Annotated in this window: 21 protein-coding genes; 8 read left to right on the plus strand and 13 right to left on the minus strand. The window is 64.1% G+C overall.

The window, feature by feature from the left end; all coding sequences use genetic code 11:
* Window positions 1–572 precede the first annotated feature (572 nt).
* The gene (locus tag B0G81_RS14680; protein WP_134143112.1) at window positions 573–1,940 is read left to right on the plus strand and encodes an MFS transporter; all 1,368 of its coding nucleotides are present in this window, start codon (window positions 573–575) and stop codon (window positions 1,938–1,940) included.
* Between the two features lie 130 nt (window positions 1,941–2,070).
* On the opposite strand, the gene ltaE is transcribed toward B0G81_RS14680, so the two are convergent.
* From ltaE to B0G81_RS14695, 3 genes are all read right to left on the minus strand, one after another.
* Entirely contained in the window at window positions 2,071–3,078 is a 1,008-nt protein-coding gene (gene ltaE / locus B0G81_RS14685; protein ID WP_134136739.1) for a low-specificity L-threonine aldolase, read from the minus strand.
* A 147-nt stretch (window positions 3,079–3,225) separates the two neighbouring features.
* Window positions 3,226–3,993 carry a peptidoglycan DD-metalloendopeptidase family protein gene (locus tag B0G81_RS14690; RefSeq protein WP_134136743.1) on the minus strand — a complete coding sequence of 256 codons (768 nt, stop codon included), beginning with the start codon at window positions 3,991–3,993 and terminating at the stop codon, window positions 3,226–3,228.
* Window positions 3,994–4,147: 154 nt separating this feature from the next.
* Window positions 4,148–4,459 (minus strand): cupin domain-containing protein, encoded by a 312-nt coding sequence (locus B0G81_RS14695; protein ID WP_166678996.1) that lies wholly within the window; start codon window positions 4,457–4,459, stop codon window positions 4,148–4,150.
* Between the two features lie 248 nt (window positions 4,460–4,707).
* Between B0G81_RS14695 and B0G81_RS14700 the strand changes: the two genes are divergently transcribed.
* Entirely contained in the window at window positions 4,708–5,028 is a 321-nt protein-coding gene (locus B0G81_RS14700) for a hypothetical protein (protein ID WP_106282429.1), read from the plus strand.
* A gap of 176 nt (window positions 5,029–5,204) precedes the next feature.
* Window positions 5,205–5,951, plus strand: coding sequence for a DUF2968 domain-containing protein (locus B0G81_RS14705; RefSeq protein WP_134136748.1), 747 nt, complete (start codon window positions 5,205–5,207; stop codon window positions 5,949–5,951).
* Between the two features lie 154 nt (window positions 5,952–6,105).
* Here the strand turns inward: B0G81_RS14705 and B0G81_RS14710 are convergent, their stop codons facing one another.
* From B0G81_RS14710 to B0G81_RS14735, 6 genes are all read right to left on the minus strand, one after another.
* Window positions 6,106–6,423 carry a DUF4148 domain-containing protein gene (locus tag B0G81_RS14710; RefSeq protein WP_116121994.1) on the minus strand — a complete coding sequence of 106 codons (318 nt, stop codon included), beginning with the start codon at window positions 6,421–6,423 and terminating at the stop codon, window positions 6,106–6,108.
* Window positions 6,424–6,687: 264 nt separating this feature from the next.
* Complete coding sequence (gndA, locus tag B0G81_RS14715) at window positions 6,688–8,097, minus strand: NADP-dependent phosphogluconate dehydrogenase (protein WP_106282432.1); 1,410 nt, start codon at window positions 8,095–8,097, stop codon at window positions 6,688–6,690.
* Window positions 8,098–8,285: 188 nt separating this feature from the next.
* Window positions 8,286–8,918, minus strand: coding sequence for a DUF938 domain-containing protein (locus B0G81_RS14720; RefSeq protein WP_134136751.1), 633 nt, complete (start codon window positions 8,916–8,918; stop codon window positions 8,286–8,288).
* A gap of 77 nt (window positions 8,919–8,995) precedes the next feature.
* Window positions 8,996–9,862, minus strand: coding sequence for an NAD-dependent protein deacetylase (locus B0G81_RS14725; protein WP_134136755.1), 867 nt, complete (start codon window positions 9,860–9,862; stop codon window positions 8,996–8,998).
* A gap of 54 nt (window positions 9,863–9,916) precedes the next feature.
* Window positions 9,917–10,129 (minus strand): oxidoreductase-like domain-containing protein, encoded by a 213-nt coding sequence (locus B0G81_RS14730; protein WP_134136758.1) that lies wholly within the window; start codon window positions 10,127–10,129, stop codon window positions 9,917–9,919.
* A 77-nt stretch (window positions 10,130–10,206) separates the two neighbouring features.
* Window positions 10,207–10,971, minus strand: a complete 765-nt coding sequence (locus B0G81_RS14735; protein ID WP_134136760.1) for an SDR family oxidoreductase — start codon at window positions 10,969–10,971, stop codon at window positions 10,207–10,209.
* A gap of 219 nt (window positions 10,972–11,190) precedes the next feature.
* Between B0G81_RS14735 and B0G81_RS14740 the strand changes: the two genes are divergently transcribed.
* The gene (locus B0G81_RS14740) at window positions 11,191–12,048 is read left to right on the plus strand and encodes a polysaccharide deacetylase family protein (protein ID WP_134136763.1); all 858 of its coding nucleotides are present in this window, start codon (window positions 11,191–11,193) and stop codon (window positions 12,046–12,048) included.
* Window positions 12,049–12,149: 101 nt separating this feature from the next.
* Here the strand turns inward: B0G81_RS14740 and B0G81_RS14745 are convergent, their stop codons facing one another.
* Window positions 12,150–13,562 (minus strand): DUF2252 domain-containing protein, encoded by a 1,413-nt coding sequence (locus tag B0G81_RS14745; RefSeq protein ID WP_134136765.1) that lies wholly within the window; start codon window positions 13,560–13,562, stop codon window positions 12,150–12,152.
* Between the two features lie 89 nt (window positions 13,563–13,651).
* Complete coding sequence (locus B0G81_RS14750; RefSeq protein ID WP_134143113.1) at window positions 13,652–14,632, minus strand: hypothetical protein; 981 nt, start codon at window positions 14,630–14,632, stop codon at window positions 13,652–13,654.
* 459 nt (window positions 14,633–15,091) lie between these two features.
* On the opposite strand from B0G81_RS14750, the gene motA reads away from it, so the two are divergent.
* The 4 genes from motA (at window position 15,092) to B0G81_RS14770 (ending at window position 18,192) form a co-directional block, all read left to right on the plus strand.
* Window positions 15,092–15,961, plus strand: a complete 870-nt coding sequence (motA, locus tag B0G81_RS14755; protein WP_106282439.1) for a flagellar motor stator protein MotA — start codon at window positions 15,092–15,094, stop codon at window positions 15,959–15,961.
* Window positions 15,962–15,975: 14 nt separating this feature from the next.
* A complete protein-coding gene (gene motB / locus B0G81_RS14760; protein WP_134136768.1) occupies window positions 15,976–16,965 on the plus strand; it encodes a flagellar motor protein MotB in 990 nt (329 codons plus the stop codon).
* Window positions 16,966–17,051: 86 nt separating this feature from the next.
* Window positions 17,052–17,735 (plus strand): Pr6Pr family membrane protein, encoded by a 684-nt coding sequence (locus B0G81_RS14765; RefSeq protein ID WP_134143114.1) that lies wholly within the window; start codon window positions 17,052–17,054, stop codon window positions 17,733–17,735.
* 169 nt (window positions 17,736–17,904) lie between these two features.
* Window positions 17,905–18,192, plus strand: coding sequence for a CsbD family protein (locus B0G81_RS14770; RefSeq protein ID WP_106282441.1), 288 nt, complete (start codon window positions 17,905–17,907; stop codon window positions 18,190–18,192).
* A gap of 96 nt (window positions 18,193–18,288) precedes the next feature.
* Here the strand turns inward: B0G81_RS14770 and B0G81_RS14775 are convergent, their stop codons facing one another.
* Both B0G81_RS14775 and B0G81_RS14780 read right to left on the minus strand, forming a co-directional pair.
* Window positions 18,289–19,101, minus strand: coding sequence for an exodeoxyribonuclease III (locus B0G81_RS14775; RefSeq protein ID WP_116147840.1), 813 nt, complete (start codon window positions 19,099–19,101; stop codon window positions 18,289–18,291).
* A 24-nt stretch (window positions 19,102–19,125) separates the two neighbouring features.
* Entirely contained in the window at window positions 19,126–19,344 is a 219-nt protein-coding gene (locus tag B0G81_RS14780) for a hypothetical protein (protein WP_116122004.1), read from the minus strand.
* Between the last annotated feature and the right edge of the window lie 132 nt (window positions 19,345–19,476).

The following is a 19,476-nucleotide window of genomic DNA, read 5'->3' on the forward strand; positions in this document are numbered from 1 at the left end:
GACATCAGCCGGCGCGCCGCTTTTTCGCACGCGCGAGGTGCAAGCCACGTGTGTGTGGCACTGCGCGCGTGCATCGGTTCCGCAAAACTGGCAAACGATTGCGAAACGCCCGATGCGCACTGAGTGAAAGGCCACGCCATTATTTTTTCGCGTGACGCGCGGATGAAAGAGTGCGTGGCTCGACGCGTGGTCAAATCGGAGCACCTCGCCTGCAAGCTGGTTGTGCCGGAATGGCGTGCGACAACGCGGGCACGCAGCAGTTTGCGGACGCCCGGCGGGTTTGACCGTTAGTTGCATCCGCCAAGGCGTAATCGGCGCCCTGCCCGCCCGACTGCCAGCACGATTCCCGCGTCTCTGTAACAATCGCTACATTCGCCGCGCGGCTGCCTGAAATGCTTCGAACGCTGCATTCGGGTCACGCGCGTCTGACGTCCCGCAACCTCTGCCATTCGCGCGCCGCGCGCCTCGACTCGTGCGGCTGCACGCAGGCATGCTCAACCCGTCGAGTCACCGCCTTGTCCGACAAACCCAGCGCCGCCCACCCCGCCCCGCCTTTTCCCGCGGACGTGCCGATGTCCGCGGCCAACCGCCGCGCGATGGCCGCGATCATGCTCGCCGTCGCGCTCGCCACGCTCGACACCGCCATCGCCAATACCGCGCTGCCGGCCATCGCCGCCGACCTGCATGCGGCACCCGCGGCGTCGGTGTGGATCATCAATGCGTATCAGCTGGCGATGGTCGCGACGTTGCTGCCGCTCGCCGCGCTCGGCGATATCGTCGGGCATCGACGGATTTATATCGGCGGGATTGCGCTCTTCACGCTGGCGTCGCTGGCGTGCTCGCTCGCCTCGACGCTGCCGCTGCTGGCCGCCGCGCGCGTACTGCAAGGCCTCGGCGCGAGCGCGATCATGAGCGTCAACACTGCACTGATCCGCTATTTGTATCCGCCTCACCGGCTCGGACGCGGTCTCGGCACCAACGCGCTGATCGTCGGCGTGTCGTTCGCGGTCGGGCCGACGGTGGCGTCGTTGATTCTGTCGATTGCCGCGTGGCCGTGGCTCTTCGCGGTCAACGTGCCGCTCGGCCTGCTGGCTTTGGGCTTCGCCTGGCCGGCGTTGCCGCACACCGAGCGCGGCAAGCACAACTTCGATCCGGTCGCGGCGCTCCTGAACGTCATCACCTTCGCCGCGCTGATCTTCGCGCTCGGCGAGGCGGCCCAGCGCGCGTCGACGCAATTGGTGGTGAGCGCGGCGGCGATTGCGCTGGTGTTCGGCTTCTTGCTGATCCGCCGCGAAGCGGGCCACCCTGCGCCGATGCTGCCCGTCGATCTGTTCAAGCGGCCGGTGTTCGCGTTGTCGGCGGTGACGGCCGTGTGTTCGTTCGCCGCGCAAGGGTTGGCGTTCGTCTCGCTGCCGTTCTACTTCGAAGACGTGCTGCACCGCAGTCAGGTCGAAACCGGCTTTCTGATGACGCCGTGGCCCGTGGTGGTCGCGCTGGCCGCGCCGCTGGCGGGCAACCTGTCCGACCGCTATCCGCCGGGACTGCTCGGCGCGATCGGTCTCGCGGTGATGTCGGCGGGAATGGCTTCGCTGGCGCTTCTGCCCGTGCATCCGCACGTGCTCGACATCGGCATTCGCATGGCGGTCTGCGGCGCGGGCTTCGGGTTTTTCCAGTCGCCGAATCTGAAGGCGTTGATGGCAAGCGCGCCGCCGGAGCGCAGTGGCGGCGCGAGCGGCATCGTCGCGACCGCGCGGCTGCTCGGGCAAACCACCGGCGCGGCGCTGGTCGCGTTGAGCTTTGGGATTGCCGGGCGGCATGGGCCGACGCTGGCGCTGAGCACCGGTGCTTTCTTTGCGGGAGCGGCGAGCCTCGCGAGCGGGCTGAGGCTGCTGGCGCCGTCGCATCGGTCAGGCGTGCATGCGAAGGCGTCGATGAAATGAAAAAAAGCGGGCGCGCTCAAGTGAGAGTGCGTCCGCTGTGGTTTGCTGGGTTGCAGCTTCGTTCTGCTGCTTGCTTTACGGTATTGCTCGCGGCCGGGTGGCGTTCGGCTTTATTCGGCTTTATTCCGCTTTATCGCGCCGCGAAATACGCCTTCACTGCTGCGATAAACGTATCGATATCCCCGCGCGATACATCCTTATGCGTCACGAATCGGGACGCATACAGCATCTGCGTGAGAATGCCGCGCTCCTTGAGCCACGCTTCGAGCGGCGCGCAGTGCTGCTGCGGAAACTGCGCGAACACCATATTGGTGGCGACCGACTGCACCTTGACCTGATCGATCGCCTCCAGACCCGCTGCCAGATGCGCGGCGTGCGCGTGATCGTCGGCGAGGCGTTCCACGTTGTGATCCAGCGCGTACAGGCACGCCGCCGCCAGCACGCCGGCCTGCCGCATGCCGCCGCCCAGCACCTTGCGCCAGCGGTGCGCCACGTCGATCAGTGCGCGGCTGCCGACCAGCACCGAGCCGACCGGCGCGCCCAGTCCCTTCGAAAAACAGACCGAGACCGAATCGAACGGCTCGCACAATGCCGCGACCGGTTTATCCGACGCCACTGCCGCGTTATAAACGCGCGCGCCGTCGAGGTGAGCGGACAGGCCGTGCTGACGCGCAAGCTGCACCGCCTCGGCGACATACCCCGCCGGCAGCACCTTCCCGCCGATGGTGTTTTCCAGCGCCAGCAGCCGCGTGCGCGCGAAATGGTTGTCGATGGGCTTGATCGCCGCGGCGATCTTCTCCAGCGGGATCGAGCCGTCCGCGGCATTTTCGAGCGGTTGCGGCTGGATGCTGCCGAGCACCGCCGCGCCGCCGCCTTCATATTTATAGGTATGCGCCAACTGGCCCACGATGTATTCGTCGCCGCGCGCGCAATGCGCCATTAGCGCCGCCAGATTGCTTTGCGTGCCGCTGGGGAAGAACAGGCCTGCTTCCTTGCCGGTGCGTTCGGCCAAGGTGGCCTGCAAACGCAACACGGTGGGGTCGTCGCCCCAGACGTCGTCGCCGACTTCGGCGGCCGACATGGCCGCGAGCATCGCCGGAGTCGGACGGGTTACGGTATCGCTGCGCAAATCGATCATTGTGTGTCCCTGTGCGTCTGTGAATGACAGCCTGTAGCAGCCGCTCGCCGTGGCGAACCGTCGGTATCGACGGGCGCCACGGCGGCGGCAGTTAGTCGCACAGTATATTCAATTAACGCTGCGCTGAAATCGCGCTGGAAAGAAGCATCACCCGCCCGACTTGGGCAGCCATGCGAGCGGATCGACCGGCTGGCCGTTCTGGCGGACCTCGAACTGGATCGACGCCACCCCGCGGCTGTCCACTCCTACTTCGCCGATGGTTTGCCCTTGTGCGACCGCATCGCCTTCCTTCACGAGCAGTGTGCTGTTCTGTCCGTAGGCGGTGATCAGCGAGTCGTCGTGCTTGATGATGATGAGCGGTCCGTACGCCTCGATACCCGTGCCGGCGTACACCACGCGGCCGGTGGCGGCCGCCTTGACCGGATCGCCGGCCCGGCCGCCGATCACGATGCCGTTCGATTTACCGGGCGCGAAGGCTCTCAGCACCGGCCCACGCACCGGCCATTGCAGTACGCCCAGCTGCGGTCCGGCGGCTGCCGTCGGCGCGCCGAGCGTGGCGGAACCACTCGGCGCGACGGCGACCGGCGGCGTCACGACCCTGCCCGACGCCATCGGCGGAGACACGCGCAGCACTTGCCCCGGCGTGACGGCGGCGTTGACCGGGAGGCCATTCCACGCCGCGATCTCTTGCGGCTTGTGGCCATACGCCGACGCAATCCCGTCGATGGTGTCGCCCGGATTGACCCGGTAGAAACCGGCGGGAACCGGCACCGTGCTGAGCGTGGTCGGGCGGGAAGGTGTAGTGCTGTAAAACGGCGTGCTCTCCCACGGCATGGTCGTACAGCCGCTGAATATCAAGCCGAGCGCGGCTGCTGCCAGCAACCGGGTCCCCGTCAATTGCCATGATCTTGTCATTTGATTTTCCTCGACATTTTTTCGATCAATCGGATTCAATCGATGCCCAAGCATTTGCCATGCCGCTCCTCTCGTAGGCGCGGCGGCGCTTATTCATTATGCCGCCGCGCGCGGTGAGAACCGCGCCGGCACGGCACCGGCCGGCCGCCAGAATTCAGACGCTACCTTCTGCCTCGACAACCAGAATGCGCGCGACGCCGACAGGATGCGCCACATGTTCGGTGCCGACCGATGCGTAGAACACGTCGCCCGTTTCCAGAATGGCCGACTGTTCGACGCCGCCTTCGCGATAACGCATCTCGACGCGGCCATCGAGCACGGCGAACACTTCCTCGCCGTCGTTGACATGCCATTTGTACGGTTGATCGGTCCAATGCAGGCGCGTCGTGATGCCGCGCATGTTGGCGATATCGAGCGCTCCCCAAGGGCGCGTCGCGGTGAAATTTTTGCTGCGAATGATCTTCATGGTCACGAGGCAGTTGGGAAAACGGCGCCGGCATGGCGTTCGAGGCATCGGGCACGGCGGCCCGTCGGAACTCGCGCGAACTGGTTGCCGGCTGGCCCCATTATAGGTGCGGTGGACGGCAGGCTTATGCCGGCGGACGGCGCCGGGATTCGTGTGAGCATTGAATCCGCGGGGCGCTCGCCTATACTCGTTCTTGCTGCCCCGACGCGCCGAAAGCAAAACGTTTGAATTCTGCGAGGGAGTTGAGAATGAACAAAGCCACCTTTCTGGCCGTGCAACTCCACGTCGACGATGTCGCGGCGTCGCCCGGTCTGGTCGAGTTGCTGAACACGCACCTGGTTTTCGCCGCCGACGTGGCCGAGGCCGCCGACGCCCTTGTCCAGTTGGCCAGCATTGCGGGATTGTCGAGCGGCGTGGAGGCGAGCGTCGAGATTCCGGCAGTGGCGATTGAGCGGTTGCGCGAGGCGCTCGACAACCTGAGCGGCTACGACGAATCCTGGCTGCTGGCCCTCGAACCCAGCCGCGCATTGTTCGATGAAATAAGCCGCCGGCATCGCACGCTGCATTAGAGCCGCGCTGGCGGATTGCATCCGGGTGCATCCGCCGCACCGCGCACCTTCGGCGTCCATTCAGCGGCGTCGCCGGTCCGCCACGTTTCGCTCACCGCTCGGCCTGGCTGATTCACCGGCATGCTTCATCGCCGGTGCCGTCTGCAGATTTCGGGCGACTCAACCGGAGGACCGCCGTGAAAAGTCTCCTGAACCGCCGCAACGTGCTGGCAGGCCCATCACATCTCGTGCAGAACGCGCGAGAGAGTGCCTCCGATCCCACCTCGCCCGACAGCAGCGCGCACGCAACCTTGGCGTCGGCGGCCGACGGCTCGCCCGCCGGTCCCGCGTTACCGCGGCCGGTTCGTCCGGTAAGCGCCTTGCGGCCCGTGCCGGTGGTGCCGGCGCAGGTCGGCGTGCGCGGCGTGCAGATCGCCGACATCGCCGAAGTGGAATGGCTCGCGGAAGAGGAAGCGCTGGCGCCGTTTCGCGTCTTCCGCAGCTTCGACTATTCGGTCAGCCTGCTGTTCCACGCGAAGGAACTGGCGTACTACGTCGCGCTCTATGAGGACGGCTTGCTGTGGCGCGCGCTGAAAGCCGCCGATCTCGACGCCGCGGAAACCGCCTTCCATCATTTCGAGGAGCAGGCGACGCGGCTCGCGGACGGCGAAACCCGGCGCGCCCAACTGGAGGCGCAGAACGAACAGTTGGCGCGCATGATCGCGCGCTCTGAGGCTCAGGCCGAACGGCTGCGCAGCGATCTGCAAAGGCGCGGCACGCACGAGCAGGCGGTGACGGCCCGCCAGCACCAGGTGCGCAAGGAGGTGTCGCAACTGGAAGCGCAGCGCGTGGCCGCGCAGGCTCATCTGAACAAGGCGCATCGGCAGATTCACCAGCTCAATCTGACGAGCAACGAAGCGATTCCGCATTTGCCGAATCGGTGAGAACCGCGCGCCGACGAGCGCGCAGCGGCATCGCGTCAAACACCGGCGCCCTGGCCGCGCCGTAAACGACAAACGCCGCCCGGCAATCCGGACGGCGTTTCCATTTGCTTGCCGCCTTGCAATCAGGCGGCGCTTCCATCAACTTCAGCGCAGATTAGTTACCGAAGTAGACCGAGTTACGGTCGTTGCTGCTCACCGGACGGCCCGCTTGCGAGCTGCCGGCGATCGGTGCGCCGTAGCCGCTGTTCACAGCCTGAGCGGTGCCGTTTTGCGCATCGACGCGTGCTTGAGCTGCCTGGATGTTAGCCGGGTAGTTGATCTGATCGCCGACCGGGTTGTAACCGGCCTTTTCGAGTTGAACCAGTTCAGCGCGAACTTGAGCGCGCGTAACCGGCTGATTCGATTGAGCAAAGGAAGCGACAGGAGCGGCCAGAGCGGCGGCGACTACGACTGCAGAGATAAGAGCCTTCATGATGTAAACCTCCAGAACTTGTTTTTAATTCGCTGCGGTTTGTATTCCGTAGCGCTTAAATAGAAGTTTAAGAAGGTCGACACCTAGGGGAAACCCCTAAAACAATGAAACTCTATTTCGAATTTAACAACAGTAGCGCACCGCTTGCCCTGAAGGCCTGTCCGGGCCTTGGCTTTCAGCAATAATTCATCATCTTGAATTTGCAGCGTTTTTGCAGCCCGGCGCGCCCTGCTCCAAGGGCGCGCCGGGCTGCGATTCAAGCGCTCAGCTCCAGTTCGCGTGGAAGCTGCCCGGCTTGTCGATGCGCTCGAACGTGTGCGCGCCGAAGAAGTCCCGCTGCGCCTGCACCAGGTTCGCCGGCAAACGCTCCGAACGATACGCGTCGAAATACGCAATCGCCGACGCGAAAGCCGGCACCGGCACGCCCGCGTTGACCGCGGCCACCACGACCTCGCGCAACGCTGCCTGATAATTTTTGGCGATGTCGCGGAAATACGGATCGAGCAGCAGATTGGCGATCGCTTTGTCCTTCGTATAAGCGTCCGTGATCTTTTGCAGGAAGCGGGCGCGGATGATACAGCCGGCGCGGAAAATCTTGGCGATCGTGCCGTAATCCAGATCCCACTTGTACTCTTCCGACGCTGCGCGCAGTTGCGCGAAGCCCTGCGCGTACGAAATGACCTTGCTGAAGTACAGCGCGCGGCGCACCGATTCGATGAAGGCGTCGCGCTCGGCGCCGAGCGGCTTGGCTGCCGGGCCCTCCAGCACTTTGCTCGCGGCCACGCGCTGGGTCTTCAGCGAGGACAGCACGCGCGCGAACACGGCTTCCGTGATCAGCGGCAGCGGCGCGCCGAGGTCGAGCGCGTTCTGGCTAGTCCACTTGCCGGTGCCCTTCTGCGCGGCGCGATCGAGAATCACGTCGACCAGATCCTTACCGGTCTCGTCGTCTTTCTTGCTGAAAATCTTCGAGGTGATTTCGATCAGATAGCTGTCGAGCTCGCCCTGATTCCACTCGGTATAGACCTTGCCGAGTTCTTCGTTCGAGAGACCCACCACCTGTTTCAGCACCGCGTAGCTTTCCGCGATCAGCTGCATGTCGCCGTACTCGATGCCGTTGTGCACCATCTTCACGAAGTGGCCCGCGCCGTCCGGTCCCATGTAGGCGACGCACGGTTCGCCGTCCGGCGCCTTCGCGGCGATCTCGGTGAGGATCGGCGCCACCAGGTCGTACGCGTCGCGCTGGCCGCCCGGCATGATGGACGGACCCTTCAGCGCGCCTTCCTCGCCGCCCGACACGCCCGTGCCGATAAAGTGCAGCCCGGACTTCGCGAGGTCCTGATTGCGGCGGATGGTGTCGGTGAAATGCGTGTTGCCGCCGTCGATCAGAATGTCGCCCTTGTCCAGCAGCGGCTTCAACTGATTGATCGTGGCGTCGGTGCCTTCACCTGCCTTGACCATCAGCAGAATGCGGCGCGGTTTTTCCAGCGACTCCACGAATTCTTCCAGCGTGAAAGCCGGCACCAGCTTCTTGTCCGGATATTCGGCGATGAGTTCGTCGGTTTTCTCGCGGCTACGGTTGTACACCGACACCGCGTGGCCGCGGCTCTCGATGTTGAGCGCCAGATTGCGGCCCATGACCGCTAGCCCCACCACGCCGATTGCCTGTTTGCCCATGTGAATTCTCCAGAGTCCAAAAAATGTCGTGACGCCGCGCCGGAAAAAACGTCGGCGGGACGTCGAGGGTGAAAGAATAAAAGAAATGCCAGCTTGCCGCTCGTTGGCGGACAACGGGCGGCGTTTTCCGCCGCGTCGAATCTGCGGTGGACCCGCGTTTATTCGCGTTCAATCTCGTTTGACGCGCGTCAGACTCGCGTCGCGTCCGCGCGTTTCCTGAACACCAGACTGAAATTATTGGCGGGCATCGCGATCGGCTCATCGCACACCAGTCCGACCGACGCGCCCAACGCCACGACCTCCTCCATGTCGCGTACGCCCCATTCCGGATCGCGGCCGCGCAACTGCTGATCGAAGGCATCGTTGCTCGGAGAAGTATGCGCTCCGCCGCGTTTGTATGGGCCGTACAGGTACAGCACACCGCCGTCGACGAGACGGCGGCCCGCACCCGCGAACAGCGCCTGCGCCGCGCTCCACGGCGAGATGTGAATCATGTTGATGCAGACCACGGCGTCGAGCGTGTCCACGCCCCAGTCCGGCTGACGCACGTCGAGCGCGAGCGGCGCGCGCACGTTCGTGAGCCCTTCGTGCGCGACCCACGCGCCAATCGAAGCACGCGCGTCGGCATCGGCGTCGCTCGGTTGCCAGTCGAGTCCGGGCATCGCGCGGGCGAACCAGATCGCGTGCTGGCCGGTGCCGCTCGCGATTTCGAGCACGCGGCCGTTGGCCGGCAGCACGGCGCGCAACACCGCGAGGATGGGTTCACGGTTGCGTTCAGCGGATGGCGAATGTTGCCGCAGCGCCGGTTGGAAATCGGTCATGTTCAGCTTCGGTTCTGCATCAGTTTCAGATTCAGTTTCAGTACAGGGTTACACGCACGAGTTCGGCGAGTTCGCGATCATAGCGCCAGCCGGCCGGCCAGTGCAGTCAACGTCTGCGCGCACGGCGCGGCGATTTTCAACGACAACAATGGATCGGCCCGCGTGCGTCCCAGGTTGATGGCGGCGACCGGCTTGCCCTGCTTTTGCGCCCACACGCAAAAGCGATAGCCGGAATAAACCATCAGCGACGAGCCGACCACCAGCACGGCGTCCGCCGTGTCGAGCGCGCGGGAGGCCGCCTCGACGCGCTCCTTAGGCACGCTTTCGCCAAAGAACACCACGGCGGGCTTGAGCAAGCCGCCGCAATTCGAGCATGACGGAATGCGGAACCCTCCGAGATCGTGCCATTCGAGATGTGCGTCGCCATCGGCGGCGGTTTCGGCGGTCACGTCGACGAGCGCGGGATTGTCCGCTTCAAGCGTTTGCTGGATCGACGCGCGCGAGTGCTGCATGCCGCAGTCCAAGCACGTTACACCGCCTATGCCGCCATGCAGTTCGATCACCTCGCGGCTGCCCGCCCGCTGATGCAGGCCGTCGACATTCTGCGTTACCAGCGTCGGCACGTGGCCGGCCGCTTCGAGCCGGGCCAGCGCGGTATGCGCGGCGTTGGGCTGCGCGTGCGCGACCACCGGCCAGCCGACCATGCTGCGCGCCCAATAGCGCTGGCGCATGGCGAGCGTGCCGAGAAACTCCTGCACCGTGATGGGCGGCGAGCGTTTCCATTCGCCGTTGTCGTCGCGATAGCCGGGAATGCCGGAGTCGGTGCTGATGCCCGCGCCGGTCAGCACGAACAGCCGCGGATAACGCTGCACGAAGCGATGCAGGTCGTCCAGCGTGTGCGAGTCGTTCAGGGGTTCGAGAGGCGCGGACTGAAGGTCGGTCATGACGGGGCGTGGTGAAGGGCGGTGGCGGTCCCGAGGCAACATCCAATGTGCCGCTCAGCGGTGCGAACGCGGCTTGCCGCGCCGCGTTTCCGGCTTGCGCTGGGCTTGCCGCGCCTGCCACTCGGTGAGCGCGCTTCGATAACGTTCGAGCGCTTCGTCGTAGAGATCGAATACACATGGATTGCAGCCGCTATGACAACAGTCGTCGAGATCGGGCTGCACGGGCGGCACCGGCTGCGGGTCGTCCTTCGGTGTGGCTCGGGGCACGGCAAATCGCGTTCCATCAAGGCGGGAAGCGGACAGTATAAGTTGATCCCGCGCCGCTTGCTGCTCGTGCGAAGCCGTCAGCCCCGGCCGACGAATGGCATCTTGCTCGCCATGATCGTCATGAATTGCACGTTCGTCGAGAGCGGCAGTTCGGCCATGTGCAGCACCGCGTCCGCGACGTGCTGAACGTCCATCAGCGGCTCGACCGCGATTTCGCCGTTGGCCTGCGGCACGCCGCGCGCCATGCGCTCGGCCATTTCCGTCGCCGCATTGCCGATGTCGATCTGGCCGCACACGATGTCGTATTTGCGGCCGTCGAGCGACACGGCTTTCGTGAGCCCGGTGATAGCATGCTTGGTAGCGGTATAGGCAATGCTGTTCGGCCGCGGCGCATGCGCCGAGATGGAACCGTTATTGATGATGCGCCCGCCGCGTGGATGCTGCGTTTTCATCAGACCGAAGGCCGCGCGCGTGCACAGGAACACGCCGGTCAGGTTGGTATCGACTATTGAGCGCCACTCGTCGATATCGAGTTCGTCGATATCGACGGGCGAGCCGTTGCGGCCCGCGTTGTTGAACAGCACGTCAAGCCGGCCGCGGCGTGTGCGGATCGTCTCGAACAACGCGGCGACGCTATCGGCGTTGGTGACGTCGCACGCCACCGCGAGCGCGTCGCCGCCGAGTTGCTGCGCTTCGCGAACGACGGCGTCGAGCGGCGCCTGACGGCGGCCGGCCAGCACGACGCTATACCCGTGTTCCAGCAGCTTGAGCGCACACGCGCGGCCGATCCCGCTGCCCGCGCCCGTCACCAGCGCGACCTTCTTGATTCCCGTATCCGTCACGTCACGTCTCCTCGTAGTTCAGTGGATGCAGAGTGCAGACAGTCTGCACGCGAACCGCCCGTCGCGGGGTACGGCGTCTTTCGGCGCGCTTTCATTATTTGCCATTCCTGCCGACGCGCGCGTCGGGATGCGCATCAATGGTATCGTTTGCCGTTGCGCGCCGCGCGCGCGATTCAGCGCCTTCCCAGGAAGGAGGAAGGAAGACAGGAAGCACGCTTTATGAAAGAACTCTCCACGCCGCCGTCTGGCGTCCACGACGCGCCGTCACGCCGCTGGCCGCAAACCGGTTATCCGGCGATGCTCACCGCCACCGCCGCATGGCATGTCATCGTGCTGGCGGGATGGCTGATGGCGCCCGCCGCGTGGCCCTGGTGGCTCGCCGCGATTTTTGTGAATCATGCCATTTTCACGGTAGCGGGCCTGTTGCCGCGCACCTCGCTGCTCGGTCCGAACTGGACCCGCCTGCCGGCCCATGCACGCAACGCCGACGCGATCGCGCTGACCATCGACGACGGTCCCGATCCGGCCGTCACACCGCATGTGCTGGACCTGCTCGACGCCTTCGGCGTGCGCGCCACGTTCTTCTGCATCGGCGCGAAGGCGCAGCGTTACCCGGAACTCGCACGCGAGATCGTCGCCCGTGGCCATGCGCTCGAAAACCATTCGCAGGTGCACGTCCACACGTTTTCCGTGACGTTGCCGGGCGCCCTCACGCGCGAAATCGACGCGGCACAACGCACGCTCGAAGCCTTGAGCGGCGAACGGCCGATGTTCTTCCGCGCGCCGGCCGGCTTGCGCAATATCTTTCTCGAACCAGTCTTGCGCAAGCTCGATCTGCGGCTCGCGGCATGGACGCGGCGCGGCTACGACACCCGTGAGCGCGATCCGCGGGTGGTCACGCGAAGGCTGCTCGATGGCCTCGCGCCACGCGACATTCTGCTGCTGCACGACGGCAACGCCGCCCTCACCGCTGAAGGCACGCCGTTGATCCTCGCCGTGCTGCCGCGTGTGATCGACGCGGCGCGGCAACGGCATCTGCGTTTCGTCACGCTGCGCGAAGCGCGCGTGAACGACTGAAGCGCGTCAACGCATTTGGGCGCAGGCCACTCGGCTCATGCGCGTTGCAGGTTACGCGGCTTGCACGCAGTTCATCGCGCAGCGCAGCGCGAGCACCACCGCTACATGCGGAAATCCGCCGCCATGTCTTCGTCGGTGCGCGCCTCGAGCTGGCCGCTGCGGCACGCTTTCAGGAACACGTCGTAATCGCGCTCCACCTGATCCGCGTAGGCGGCCGCATAGCCGGCGAGCGCTTCCGCGAACTGATCGCCACGGCCGATATACGCGCTGACTTCAATCGCCTGCCCGCTCGCCTTGGCATGCGCGCGCGCCATGATCCAGCCGCATAGCCGTGCATAGCCGCCCAGCAGTTCGATATCGAACAGCTCGATGTTCGCCGAGAGCTTCATATCGCGCAGCTGCCGGAAATAGAAATGCCGCCCGAGCGGCCCCGTCGCCCAACCGAGAAAGATATCGCTCGCGGCCTGCAGCATGCGCTGTCCCTGCACGACGCGCTCGCCCTCATGCTTGTGGACTGGAGACTTGTAGAATCGCGCGATCACCGAAGGCCGCGCCTCCTTCATCTGCAGGAACAGCGGCTTACCCATGTGATCGACCAACAGCACCACCATGCAGCGCGTGCCGACGCTACCCACGCCCACCACTTTGAACACGATATCCTGCACGGTGAAATGACTGAGCAGTTCGCGCCGGTCATGCGACATCGTCTTCAGATACTCGCCCCACATGCGTTCGAGCATCTTGCGCGAGTTCCCGGTTCTGTACGCTTCGGTTTCTTCCTCGGTGAACAGCGTGTTCGCACCGAGCACATGGAACAGCGCCGGTGGCGCGTCGCGAATCGTCCAGCGTTCGCCGTCGCGCTCCGCCATTTTCTCGAGCAGGTTTTCGTGCGTCCGGCTCGCGGCTTTTTCCATGCCGCGCCGCACGGCGCGGCGGGCTTCCGGCGTCAGCGCGGTTTCCGCCATGCGGTCGAAGGTGATGCGGTCGTACCAGAGTTCGAGCGCGCCGCATTGCGCATACTGCGACATGCGATCGCGGTATTCGGTGACCGCCGTCATCACGAGATTTTCCGCCGCGCCCCGACTCAGGCGCATATGACGCGCGGCGACGACGAGGCTCGCGGTCAAACGCTTCAGGTCCCACTCGAACGGTCCAACCGATACCTCGTCGAAGTCGTTCAGATCGAAGATGAGTTGCCGCTCCGGCGTGGCGAAACCGCCGAAATTCATCAGATGGCCGTCGCCGCAGATCGGCATGGTCAGGCCCGAGTCGCGCACCTGGCTGAGGTCGTGCGCCTGCAGAAGCGCGGTGCCGCGAAAAAACGTGAAAGGCGAGGCGGCCATGCGCCCGTAGCGCAGCGGCACGAGGTTGTGCACCCGATCCTCGCTGCTTTGCCTGAGCAACTCGATCGGGTTGCGATGGAGTTCGCCTACCGCCTTATGGCTCGAACGTTTCGAATGCTCGCGAGCGGCACGGCCCCGGGCCTCCCGTTCGGCGATGGTGCTGGCTTTCATGCTGTTCTCCGTTTTTCCGGTTCTTGACTAGCGGTTCGAGAGACTGCTTCTGCTGGCACGACGACATCCGGCGACTGACGCATGAGCCCTCACCAACGATAGCCGACACCGCCGAAAATCACATCCGAATCGCGATCATAACGGGTCACGACGCGATTCCATTCAAGCCGCGCGTTCCAGTGCCCGGTCAGCCGATAGGAGCCCGCAATCGTGACGAGACCGGAGAACTTGCCGGCGCCCGGCCCGGGGGTCGCGCTGTTTTCGTTCTCGTTGATCGCATAGTAAGCGCCAAGGCCGACCGCCAGCGAAACCTTGTCGTCGAGAAACGCGCGCGTGGCCCACAACTGGCTCGTCAGGCCATCGCGCCGCGCCACCTTGCTGCTGCCTTCGTGAAGATAGCCGACTGTCACGTCGAGATACTTCGCGAGGCCGCGCCGGTACTCGACTGCGCCGCCCAGCGCAGTCGGCGAACTGGTCGAGTTGACGATGGTTTTGCCGAGATACACCGCTACTTCGTTATTGGTGACCTTGTGCGCGCTGCCGCTCGCCCAGTCACGCGGACCGGGCGAGCCTGGCGCGTCGAGCTGATAGCCGACGCCGAACATCACGCCGCTCGAATCCGGTCCGCGCTGAACGTGCACGCGATTCAACTGAAGCTGCGTAATCCACCGGTTCGACGCGTAGTACGCGGCGCGGACGCTGTACACCACACCCCAGCCGTGCGTGTTGGAATAGCTGCCGCCCTGCTCGGAGGTGGTCGTATCGAAATAGCGATAGGGGCCGACACCGGCTTGCAGCACGAATTGCGGACTGCCCACGGGAATGCGCCCCCACAACTGGACCATCTGGCCGTCACGGTGATGGTCGGGAATATGCCCTTCGTTGAGCCAGGTGAAGCTCGCGGCGAAATATTGCCCGAGGCCTTCCTGATAGTTGAAGGCCCACGTATAGGTGTTGATACTGCTCGCGCGCGAGCCGCCGCCGAATAGCGAAAATTCCTGGGCGTCACTGAGCGTGGGAATGAACAGCAGGCCGGCGCCCGTGAGGCAGGCGGCGGCCTTGTGACCCAGCCAACGTTGAGCAGCAGATGTCGAGGCTCGCAAAGGGGATTCCTCTCCGGTTGAGTGCTGGCGCTGCCGGGGTTCGTGATCGGCGGGGCACGGTTACGCGGCAAGGCTCGCACATGAGTGGCCGGCGATGCAAACTGCACGTCATGCTAGCAGACCGATCGGTATAAAGGTTACGTATCCTCTTTGCATCAGCGGGGCATAGTGACTCGGGTTATACCGGGATCGCCCAATACAGGTTGCAATGGCAACGATCGCGAAACGCGGGCAAATTTACCGGCGTCTTTTTCGAAAACTAACTGATTAGTGAATTTTCGGCGTTTCACGCGGGCGAGCACTTCAGCAACGGCGAATTCAGCCGTTTACCCATACATGCAAAAACTTTTGTGACGCACCAGAAAAGTCCTCGAAACAGGACCTGCTCTGATCGAGCATGCGCCGCGCAAGATAATCGGAGAGAGTATGTTTGTTGCAATCGGGTGGCTTCTGGTGATCGGTTCTGTGATCGGTAGCTTTATCGGCGTGGGCGGGCACTTGCCGGCGCTGCTTCAGCCCTTCGAATTACTGTGTATTTTCGGTGCGGCAATCGGCGCGTTTGTCGTGAGCAATCCGACTTCCACGCTGCGCAAAACCATCAAGGCGATTCCGTCATGTTTCAAAGGTGGCGGCTACACCAAGGAAAAATATCTGGAGCTGATCGCGCTGCTTTATGAACTGCTTCAGAAGGCGCGCAAAGAAGGCATGATGTCGCTCGAAGCCGAGGTCGGTGCGCCGGAAGAAAGCGTGATTTTCCAGAAGTACCCGCACGTGCTGGAAGATCATCATCTGCTCGACTTCATTGTCGATTATCTGCGCATGATGTCCGGCGGCAACGTGAACGTGCTCGAAGTGCAGGACCTGATGGATGAGGAACTGGCCACGCATCACGCGGAAGCATCGGTCGCGGCCAACGCGATTCAGAAGATGGCCGATGGCCTGCCCGCCTTCGGCATCGTCGCAGCGGTCATGGGCGTCGTTCACACCATGGGTTCGGTGGGCGCACCGCCCGCCGTGCTCGGCGAGATGATCGCCGGCGCGCTGGTCGGCACATTCCTCGGCATTCTGCTCGCATATGGCTTCATCGGCCCCATGGCCGATCTGCTCAACGCAAAGGGCCGCGCCGAAGCCAAGCCATACCAGTGCGTGAAGGCGGTGCTGCTCGCGTCGCTCTCCGGCTATGCGCCGCCGATCGCAGTCGAGTTCGGCCGCAAGGTGCTGTTCACCGCCGACCGTCCGAGCTTCCAGGAACTCGACGACGCCGTGCGCGCCACCAAGATGCCGAAGTCGGCCTGACGCGGAGCGGCATGATGAGCGAAAGAAGATCGCGCGCCTCGCAGGATGAGCGGCAGCCGGCGCCGGTGATCGTGCGCCGTTCGAAAAAAGCCGCCGACCATGGCGGCAATCACGGCGGCGCATGGAAGATCGCCTACGCCGATTTCGTCACCGCGATGATGGCGTTCTTCCTGCTGATGTGGCTGCTCGGCTCCACGTCGAAGTTTGACAAGCAGGGTATCGAGGATTATTTCAACACGCCGCTGTCGAGCCTGCTCGGCGGCAATGAAGGCACAGCCGCCGCGCGTCCGAGCGTGGTGCAAGGCGGCGGCCGCGACATCTCCGATACGACGCCTGCAGTCGGCAGGAAAAGCCAGGCCGAACCGACGCCGCCCTCCGCGGCGACGCCGTCGGTGGCACCGTCCGATGCGGCGCGTCTCGAGCAACTGAAGGCGAAGCTCACCGCCTTGATCGAACAAAGCCCCACTTTGAAGGCATTCAAGGATCAGATCCGCATCTCGATCACGAACGAAGGGCTGCGTATCGAGATCGTCGATTCGCAGAACCGGCCGATGTTCCCTTCCGGCAGTTCGAAGCTTCAGCCGTATGCGGTGACGATCCTCACGCAGATCGGCGCAGCGCTGAACGACGTCGACAACCGCGTTTCGATCGCCGGCCATACCGATGCGGTGCCATACACCGCGGGCCCGGAAGGTTATTCGAACTGGGAGCTGTCGTCGGAACGCGCGAACGCCGCGCGCCGCGCGCTGGTCGCCGGTGGCATGCATGGCGAAAAGCTGCTGCAGGTGCGCGGACTGGCCGACGTATTGCCGCTGAACAGCCATGTGACCGACGAGCCGACCAATCGGCGCATCAGCATTCTGGTGTTGAACAAGGCCGCGGAACTCGCCTTCTTTCACGACGGCGGACGCACCGCGATCGACGAAGCCACGCCGGCAAGCTCAGGCATTCCCGCAGTAGTCGCACGCTTGCAACCCGTAACCGGTTCGCATAGCACGCCGTAGCATTTTTCGGCCGCGCGTCCGATAGATTTGGCGGGTGCGCTCGATAACGCACATTGCACGGCACCTGTGTGTATAAAATCGAACCCATGCGCCCCGCCCTTTCCGAGCAACGGGAGCCCGAACTTCCGCTGCATACGCCCAGTGTGTCGTCGGTGACACTCGCCGCGATCATCGCCGTCATTGCGTGGATTTCGATCGTCGCGCAAGCCGAGGTCACGATCGATCGCACGCTCGCCCGCGGGCTCACCGTGCTCGACGGCCTCGCCCGCATGAGCAGTTACCTCACCAATCTCACGGCGCTCGCCTGCGCGATCTGTTTTACCTGTGTGGCCTTGCGCAGGCACAGATCGACGCCCGCGCGCTTTTTCCGGCAGCCTACCGTCGTCACCGCCGTGGTGGTGTACATGGCATTCGTGGGGATCGCCTACAACCTGCTGTTGCGCGGTTACTGGACGCCCACGGCATTGCGGATGCTGCTCAACGAATCGCTCCATAGCGTCTTGCCCATGCTCTCCGCGCTCTACTGGGTGCTGTTCGTGCCGCGCTTTCATCTCAAGCTGCGGCATTGTCTGTGGTGGCTGGTGTATCCGCTGACCTACCTCGGCGTGACCTTCTGGCGCGGGCGCTTGTCCGATTTCTACCCTTATCCGTTCATCAATGTCGACAGGCTCGGGTTCACGCACGCGGCGGTGAATTCGGCGCTGCTGTTCGGCGGCTTCCTGATGCTGATGGCCATCTTCGTGGGGATCAATTCCCGGCGGCGCCACTGAGCGCCCGTCCGGCGCCCCCGTTTTTGCATTTTTCGCTCGGGCGCGCTTCTTGCGCCCTGTCTGGTGAACGTAAGTCGCGCTTTCCGGCGCGGCGTACGTGAGACCTTGGTGTGACAGCGTTGCGATCGCAATGGCTCACACGTAAATTTGACAATGGGAGCAAAAACGTATGGACACCAATTCGGCAGCCAATTCAGCGGAAGGCACGGTCAAGGAAGTCGCGGGCAAGGTACAGGGCGCCGTCGGCGACGTGCTGGGCGATACCGGCACGCAACTGGCCGGCAAGGCGAAGGAGCTCAGCGGCAAAGCCCAGCAACTGGCCGCGAGCACGACGAGTCTCGTGCGTGAGACCACGGCGGAAAGCCCGTTCACCGCGATCGCGGTGGTGGCGCTCGCCGGTTTTGTGGCCGGCGCGCTGTGGGCGCACGGTGCGGCAGGACGCGATTATCGCCGTTGATTTTTGACGGGGTTGACCACCGGGCGATCTGCTTCAGGCGATCGCCCGTTTCGTGTTCGTACACCGCCGTTTGTACAGCGCCGGTTTTGCACCGTTTTACGCGTCGCCTTTCTTGCGACGCCCCGCGTCCATCTCCAATTCGACCCACGTAGGCGCATGATCACTCGCGTGCGGCTCGCCCCGCACCCAGCGGTCGACGCCCGCGTCGCGCATGCGCGGCGCGAGGTCGGCGCTCAGCAGCAGATGGTCAATGCGCAAGCCGGAGTTCGTGTCCCAATGCCGGCGGAAATAGTCCCAGAAGGTGTAGACCCGCTCGTCGCCGAAATGCGTTCGCAGCGCGTCGGTCCAGCCTTGCGCGAGCAGCCGCTGGTAGCGCTCGCGGCTCTCGGGTTGCAGCAGCGCGTCCTTCAGCCAGGAGCGCGGGTTGTAGATGTCTTCGTCGGTGGGCACCACGTTGAAGTCGCCAGCCAGCACGACCGGATGAGCGCTTTTGTACAGCTTCGCCGCGTGCCTGATGAAATGGTCGAACCACGCCAGCTTATAGTCGAACTTGGGGCCCGGTTGCGGATTGCCGTTCGGTAGGTAGAGGCACGCCACCAGCACGCCGCCCACTGCGGCTTCGAGATAGCGGCTGTGCGTGTCGTCCTCGAAACCGGGCAGGCCACGGCGGCTCTCCAGCGGCGCTTCGCCTTTCGACAGAATCGCCACGCCGTTCCACGCGCTCTGCCCTTGCCAGATCGCGCCATAGCCCGCGTCGCGCAGTTGCTCCACGGGAAACGCGCTGTCCACCGCTTTGAGTTCCTGCAAACAGACGATGTCGGGCGCCTCGCGCTCGAGCCACTGCAGCAGCGCCGGCAGACGCGAGCGGATCCCGTTGATGTTGAAGGTCGCGATTCGAAGCCTGGCCACGGCATGTCCTCCCTGCAATGCGTGCTATTGCGCCGCTGCGTCGCACCACTCGATCGCCCACGACCTCGCGCACGAAATGGCATCCGCCTGGTCGGAAAAGGCGTCGATGTCGCCGGAATCGTGCGACTGGACGTGCTCGTTTTTGCGCGGCGCGCGAGTGATCTTCGCTCTCGCGTAGTAGAGGCCGTCGTCGTCATGGCGGGCGCGGCAATCGATATGGAAATGCCGGTAGTCGAACTGCATTCGCTCTCCTTTGAACGCGCTTCACTGCATCTGCCGTAGCATCGCTTATACCCGGGCAACTGTCCTCACAGCACGACGGCAGTCGCACGCGCCGACCTCGCGCGCGTGATTGCCGTCGTTGTGAGTTCGCGC

The sequence above is a fragment of the Paraburkholderia sp. BL6665CI2N2 genome (assembly GCF_004366535.1).
Lineage (GTDB): Bacteria > Pseudomonadota > Gammaproteobacteria > Burkholderiales > Burkholderiaceae > Paraburkholderia.

What these genes read in the sequence shown, in the direction of transcription:
- B0G81_RS14680 (WP_134143112.1), top strand. Translation starts at nt 573, where the DNA reads ATGTCCGCGGCCAACCGCCGCGCGATGGCCGCGATCATGCTCGCCGTC.
- ltaE (WP_134136739.1), bottom strand. Translation starts at nt 3,078, where the DNA reads ATGATCGATTTGCGCAGCGATACCGTAACCCGTCCGACTCCGGCGATG.
- B0G81_RS14690 (WP_134136743.1), bottom strand. Translation starts at nt 3,993, where the DNA reads ATGACAAGATCATGGCAATTGACGGGGACCCGGTTGCTGGCAGCAGCC.
- B0G81_RS14695 (WP_166678996.1), bottom strand. Translation starts at nt 4,459, where the DNA reads ATGAAGATCATTCGCAGCAAAAATTTCACCGCGACGCGCCCTTGGGGA.
- B0G81_RS14700 (WP_106282429.1), top strand. Translation starts at nt 4,708, where the DNA reads ATGAACAAAGCCACCTTTCTGGCCGTGCAACTCCACGTCGACGATGTC.
- B0G81_RS14710 (WP_116121994.1), bottom strand. Translation starts at nt 6,423, where the DNA reads ATGAAGGCTCTTATCTCTGCAGTCGTAGTCGCCGCCGCTCTGGCCGCT.
- gndA (WP_106282432.1), bottom strand. Translation starts at nt 8,097, where the DNA reads ATGGGCAAACAGGCAATCGGCGTGGTGGGGCTAGCGGTCATGGGCCGC.
- B0G81_RS14720 (WP_134136751.1), bottom strand. Translation starts at nt 8,918, where the DNA reads ATGACCGATTTCCAACCGGCGCTGCGGCAACATTCGCCATCCGCTGAA.
- B0G81_RS14725 (WP_134136755.1), bottom strand. Translation starts at nt 9,862, where the DNA reads ATGACCGACCTTCAGTCCGCGCCTCTCGAACCCCTGAACGACTCGCAC.
- B0G81_RS14740 (WP_134136763.1), top strand. Translation starts at nt 11,191, where the DNA reads ATGAAAGAACTCTCCACGCCGCCGTCTGGCGTCCACGACGCGCCGTCA.
- B0G81_RS14745 (WP_134136765.1), bottom strand. Translation starts at nt 13,562, where the DNA reads ATGAAAGCCAGCACCATCGCCGAACGGGAGGCCCGGGGCCGTGCCGCT.
- motA (WP_106282439.1), top strand. Translation starts at nt 15,092, where the DNA reads ATGTTTGTTGCAATCGGGTGGCTTCTGGTGATCGGTTCTGTGATCGGT.
- motB (WP_134136768.1), top strand. Translation starts at nt 15,976, where the DNA reads ATGAGCGAAAGAAGATCGCGCGCCTCGCAGGATGAGCGGCAGCCGGCG.
- B0G81_RS14765 (WP_134143114.1), top strand. Translation starts at nt 17,052, where the DNA reads ATGCGCCCCGCCCTTTCCGAGCAACGGGAGCCCGAACTTCCGCTGCAT.
- B0G81_RS14770 (WP_106282441.1), top strand. Translation starts at nt 17,905, where the DNA reads ATGGACACCAATTCGGCAGCCAATTCAGCGGAAGGCACGGTCAAGGAA.
- B0G81_RS14780 (WP_116122004.1), bottom strand. Translation starts at nt 19,344, where the DNA reads ATGCAGTTCGACTACCGGCATTTCCATATCGATTGCCGCGCCCGCCAT.